The sequence below is a fragment of the Allocoleopsis sp. genome (assembly GCF_036703385.1).
Classification (GTDB): Bacteria; Cyanobacteriota; Cyanobacteriia; order Cyanobacteriales; family Coleofasciculaceae; genus Allocoleopsis.
Map to the genome: position 1 here is coordinate 1 of NZ_DATNPA010000462.1, position 4,796 is coordinate 4,796.

General features: G+C 47.1%; 4 protein-coding genes. 1 reads left to right on the forward strand and 3 read right to left on the reverse strand.

Features of this window, described 5'->3' with window-relative positions; genetic code table 11:
* The 3 genes from V6C93_RS22605 to V6C93_RS22615 all read right to left on the reverse strand — a co-directional run.
* Positions 1-511: reverse transcriptase N-terminal domain-containing protein (locus tag V6C93_RS22605; protein ID WP_349262803.1), on the reverse strand; the 511-nt coding region annotated here is incomplete at its 3' end.
* A gap of 748 nt (positions 512-1,259) precedes the next feature.
* The gene (locus V6C93_RS22610; protein ID WP_333478930.1) at positions 1,260-2,735 is read right to left on the reverse strand and encodes a sensor histidine kinase; all 1,476 of its coding nucleotides are present in this window, start codon (positions 2,733-2,735) and stop codon (positions 1,260-1,262) included.
* A gap of 360 nt (positions 2,736-3,095) precedes the next feature.
* The gene (locus V6C93_RS22615; protein WP_333478931.1) at positions 3,096-3,773 is read right to left on the reverse strand and encodes a response regulator transcription factor; all 678 of its coding nucleotides are present in this window, start codon (positions 3,771-3,773) and stop codon (positions 3,096-3,098) included.
* Here V6C93_RS22615 and V6C93_RS22620 point away from each other — a divergent pair.
* Entirely contained in the window at positions 3,772-4,656 is an 885-nt protein-coding gene (locus tag V6C93_RS22620; protein WP_333478932.1) for a hypothetical protein, read from the forward strand. The genes V6C93_RS22615 and V6C93_RS22620 overlap by 2 nt on opposite strands.
* Positions 4,657-4,796 lie beyond the last annotated feature (140 nt).

A 4,796-nucleotide genomic window follows, 5' to 3' on the forward strand; every position in this document is an offset into this window, starting at 1 on the left:
CATCTAACACGTATTTGGGCTTCTTGCAGATACTTTGGAATATTGCTTCCATTGCATCATGACATGACTTTCCTGGTCTAAAACCGTAGGAATTGGTTTCAAACCTTGCTTCCCACTCTGGTTCCAAAGCCTGTTTAACCAGACATTGGAGCGCTCTTTCATACATTGTGGGAATTCCGAGGGGACGTTTTTCCGCCTTTCCAGGTTTTGGTATCATTACCCTTCGTGTGGCTCTGGCTTTTGTACCTAATTTCAGTGTTGCCACCAGTTCTAGGCGCTGCTTAGGCGTTAGGGATTTAATCCCATCTACTCCAGCCGTAGATTTACCCTGATTGTCTTGTGTCACCCTACGGACTGCTAGACATTTAGCAGCAAAGGATTTCATCAATAGCTTTTGGAGTCGTCGCATTGCGCCAACATCGCCACGTTGACTTGCCTTGAATATTCTCTTTTGGAGGCGGTAGACATGGCGGTGGAATTTCTTCCAGGGTATGTCTTTCCAATTCACCATGAGTTCAGTTTTTCTGACCACTGTTTTGAATAATCCTCTGACTTGAAACTATCCAAATCGGTTAAACGTGAGTCTGTCTGCATATCTCAGGCGTTACCCTGAGCATTGGCTTTTGACTCTATCTTTCCTTCCCGTTGTTTTGTGGTTAGCACCTACCTTTGGTTTTCGACCTACCAAAGGGAACGAACGGGGGTTACTTCGTTCCTGATAAACATTGAGTTTGAACTTTTAGGACGCTACTCTCTGCGGGAGTGATTATGAGGTATATCACAGCTACAATACGCCGCTTATCTTCACTCGTTGACTCGTTTTGTCTTTGGTGTATCAGCCTTGTTTCACCAATCTATGATGACCGCAGTTCGGACGTAGCTTTCTTTCGTATCCATGAGTCCTTGCCGGATAACCTTATGTCAGGCTTATTTCGGGTTATCTTTTTACCCTGCTCCACGGATTGATGGCTAGTCGCTACCGTGAGGGTATGGCTTTCACTCTTATACCAAGAGGGATGGGCTTGGATTTCTAGGTTACTTTCCTCACCATCATGTTTATCAAGTTGTCAAGGTTATTACCTTGCTAGCCATCCTCCGTTGTACGGTTTCGGCTAAACGAATCGCACATTGTACCCATACCAATTTCTAGTGATATGCTACACAATCTGATCCCCCCCAGCCCCCCTTTTTAAGGGGGGAGAAGAATTCGATCTGTTGCAAGTAAGTAGGAAAACGGTATCAGTACCAGTCGCAGCATTTCAACAACCAACGGGTAAGATTAGGGTAAATGCAGTCTGCCCCGATACGGTCGGGTCAAGCGTCAGGTTGCCACCATGTGCTCGTGCGATTTCTCTGGCTATACTCAGTCCTAATCCAATTCCCTCCACTTTGCGTGTTCGGGCTGGGTCACCCCGATGGAAGCGGTCAAAAATACGATCGCGATCGCTAACTGAAATCTCTTTAGAGCAATTGCTGACGCTAATCGATACAATCGCACCCTGAGGGTAAGCATCAATCCGAATCCAGCCGTTTGGGAGATTGTATTTAATGGCATTACTAATCAAGTTTTGCAAGACTTGAATCAGTAAGTCGCGATCGCCCTGTACCCTCAAATTATCAGCAATTTCCGTTTGAATCTCCAGATGGGGTGCCAATAGTTCGATATCTTCCAACATCTCCATTAACAACCCAGACAAATCCACCTCAACTCGATGCAAGCTCATTTGTCCGGCATCCGCTAGGGAAAGCAGCAATAGTTTACGCACAATCCCACTGAGTCGGCGGACTTCATCCAGCAAATTACTCAGGCGTTGTTGCACCTCTGAGCCAGGTTCCGCTTGTTGCAGGGTGCGTTCCAATTCCCCTTGCAAAATCGCCAACGGAGTCTTGAGTTCGTGTGCAGCATCTCCACTAAAGCGAGACGCTTGTTTAAAGCTGCGTTCCAGACGTTCTAACATCTGGTTAAAAACCTGAATCAACTCAACAAATTCAACATCCGTCGCCCCGATGGGAACTCGTTGTTCCAAACCGCTAGCGGTAACATTACCAATAACCGTGGTTAGCCTTCGGATAGAATGCAAACTGCTCCCAGCAATTCCCCACGCACCACCAGCTACAAGCAGCAGTACCCCTGGAATTGAAATCAGGAAGATATTACGGATGACTGCCATCTCAAACGCGATCGCATTTAAACTTACTGCGATCGCAACCTGAGCAAAAGGTGTCGTGACTGCTCCAACCCTCCAGGTTCCGGTGGTGGTGTGCTGGGTGAGGAATCGAGGAGTGGGCGGTTGTCGATCAGGCGGAGGTTGCAAACGTTCTGGAAAGGGTGGGTTGGCTTCGGGAAATGGGGCTGTTTGTTGCTCGAAGTGGGGTGAAGGAAAGGGCGGTAGTTGTGGAGGCGATGTCCATAGGTTCGTGACATCCAGATCGGAAGCCCATTGCTCGGAACGATACAACACGTTACCATCTGCACCTATGACTAGGATAGCGATCGCTGTTTTTGCATTGGTTCCAAACGACTGCCCAAGTGAGGCTTCATAAGACTGCCAGCCTTCTGGGGAGCGTGGACGGCCTGCCCGCATTAATTGGCTTTCCAGTTCCGCATCCAGACGGCTTACTTTTGCCTCATAAATTAGCCACCAAGAGATCAACCCAAACCCAATGAGGGCACCCCCTGCTAGAACAGCAGACAATAGGGCAATTCGGAAACGGAAGGAACGAAGTTTCACCATTAAGAGGCTGTTTCTTTAATGTAGATCCCCCTCGCATCCCCCTTAAAAAGGGGGACTTTGAGCAGATTCTCCCCCCTTCTTAAGCTACGGTATACACACAAGTCTTTCTTGCCCCCTAAATCCCCCAATTCTGGGGGACTTTGAGAATAATATTCGCCCCAAATTTGGGGGGCTAGGGGGGCTAAATTGCAGTATTTGCAAGTTAAAACCGAGATGTGTGTACACGATAGCTTTCTTAAGGGGGGCTGGGAGGGATCTTCTGAAGCAATAGACAGGTAAATATAGAGTTTCAAAACACCGTCTAGGGGGAGCAAGCCAAGATCAGGTATTGAGAGCTTAACATTTATTTATCAACCGCCTCTAAAACTCTGGTTGACGAAATCGATACCCAACGCCTCGAATGCTTTCAATCCAACCTGCACCACCGATGGAATCAATCTTTTTACGAATCCGCTGAACGCACACATCGACCACGTTGGTATTGGGATTGAAATCATAGCCCCAGATGTGTTCCAGGATTTGCGTTCGGGTGAAGACTCGTCCAGGCGATCGCATCAGATATTCCAAGAGGTTAAACTCGCGGGTGGTGAGTTCTACAATATGCTGATTGCAGGTGACTTCTCGCGTGATGCGATCAAGCTTGATGGGGCCGACGCTGACTATATTTTGGCGATCGCCAGCAGTCCGACGCACCACTGCATGGATGCGGGCTACTAGCTCTTCAACGAAAAATGGTTTCGCTATATAGTCGTCGGCACCTAAATTTAGACCTTCAAGTCGGTCGTCCAATTCATTCCGGGCAGTCAGCAAAATGATTGGCACATTCTGTCCTTTGCGGCGCAGGTTTTTGAGGATGGACAAGCCATCTTTTCCCGGCACCATGATGTCAAGCACGATCGCATCATACTCGTTGTCCAAAGCGCGAGTATAGCCTTCGTCTCCGTTGTCGCAGTAATCGACGACAAAACCCTGTTCCTTCAACCCGGCTCGGACGAAGTTGGCAATTTTCGCTTCATCTTCAACGAACAGAATATGCATGGGTTTCTCATGCGTCGGACGGCTTTGGGCGTTTATTCAGTCTAACCTGTGGTTATCTGTAAGCGACAGGTTTCAATCAGCTGTCTGTACCCAGTCAGAAGCTAGGTTTATCGGTTGGGCAATAATTGAATTGACCTATTTGGGTAGTTATATGAAGCTAAATCAGTTGATCGCTGTGTTGCAATCTGTTAAAGCCAATGCCAACAAGGGCAAAGCTGAAGCGTCACAACTCTGTCAAAAGAGTACATTGTTTCAAGGATTGAGCAGAACATATCAGTCTAGAGAAGAAGATGGATTTGTCTATCCTCCTGAATCACAAAAGCTGACGCTGAAGGCTGAGGAATTGATCGAAAAATTTGTGCAATCTTGCTCTGAATTTTTAGACCTATCCGCTACTCAGGACTACGCTAACACCGAAGCTAAAGCCTCTGTAACAATAGATGGACGAACAATTCTTGCGGATGTTCCTGTTTCCTATTTATTATTTCTCGAAAAGCAGCTTCAGGATGTGAAGACTTTCATTGCTTCACTACCCGTGCTTTCGATTGACAAAGACTGGCAGCATGACCCCAATCGAGGATGCTACGTCACCAGTCCCAAAGAAACGGTGAAAACCAAGAAAATTACTGATTTTGTCGTTGCCTATGAAGCAACGGAACATCACCCCGCTCAAATCAAAGAAGTTTCCAAAGATGTAGTGGAAGGAACTTGGAGTTTGATTGAGTTTTCAGGGGCGCTTCCTCAAGACCGCGTGAATATAATGCTGCGTAGAGTGGATATGCTGCAAAAAGCAGTGATTCAAGCTAGAGAAGAAGCCAATGGCAGGGAAGTGCAGCAACGGCAAGTTGCCAATGCGATTTTTGGCTATTTATTCGCAGATTGAACTACACTGGATTTGGAGTACAAGTTCATTTTTAGCGAGTAGGGTATTTGCAGGTTCGACTCCTGCCCCCTAGACTATCTGGGGGTAGGCAAATGGTAAAGCCACCCTAGCGCATTAAGCTCAGAATAAAGCTCAAGCTA

What these genes read in the sequence shown, in the direction of transcription:
- V6C93_RS22610 (WP_333478930.1), bottom strand. Translation starts at nt 2,735, where the DNA reads ATGGTGAAACTTCGTTCCTTCCGTTTCCGAATTGCCCTATTGTCTGCT.
- V6C93_RS22620 (WP_333478932.1), top strand. Translation starts at nt 3,772, where the DNA reads ATGGGTTTCTCATGCGTCGGACGGCTTTGGGCGTTTATTCAGTCTAAC.
- V6C93_RS22615 (WP_333478931.1), bottom strand. Translation starts at nt 3,773, where the DNA reads ATGCATATTCTGTTCGTTGAAGATGAAGCGAAAATTGCCAACTTCGTC.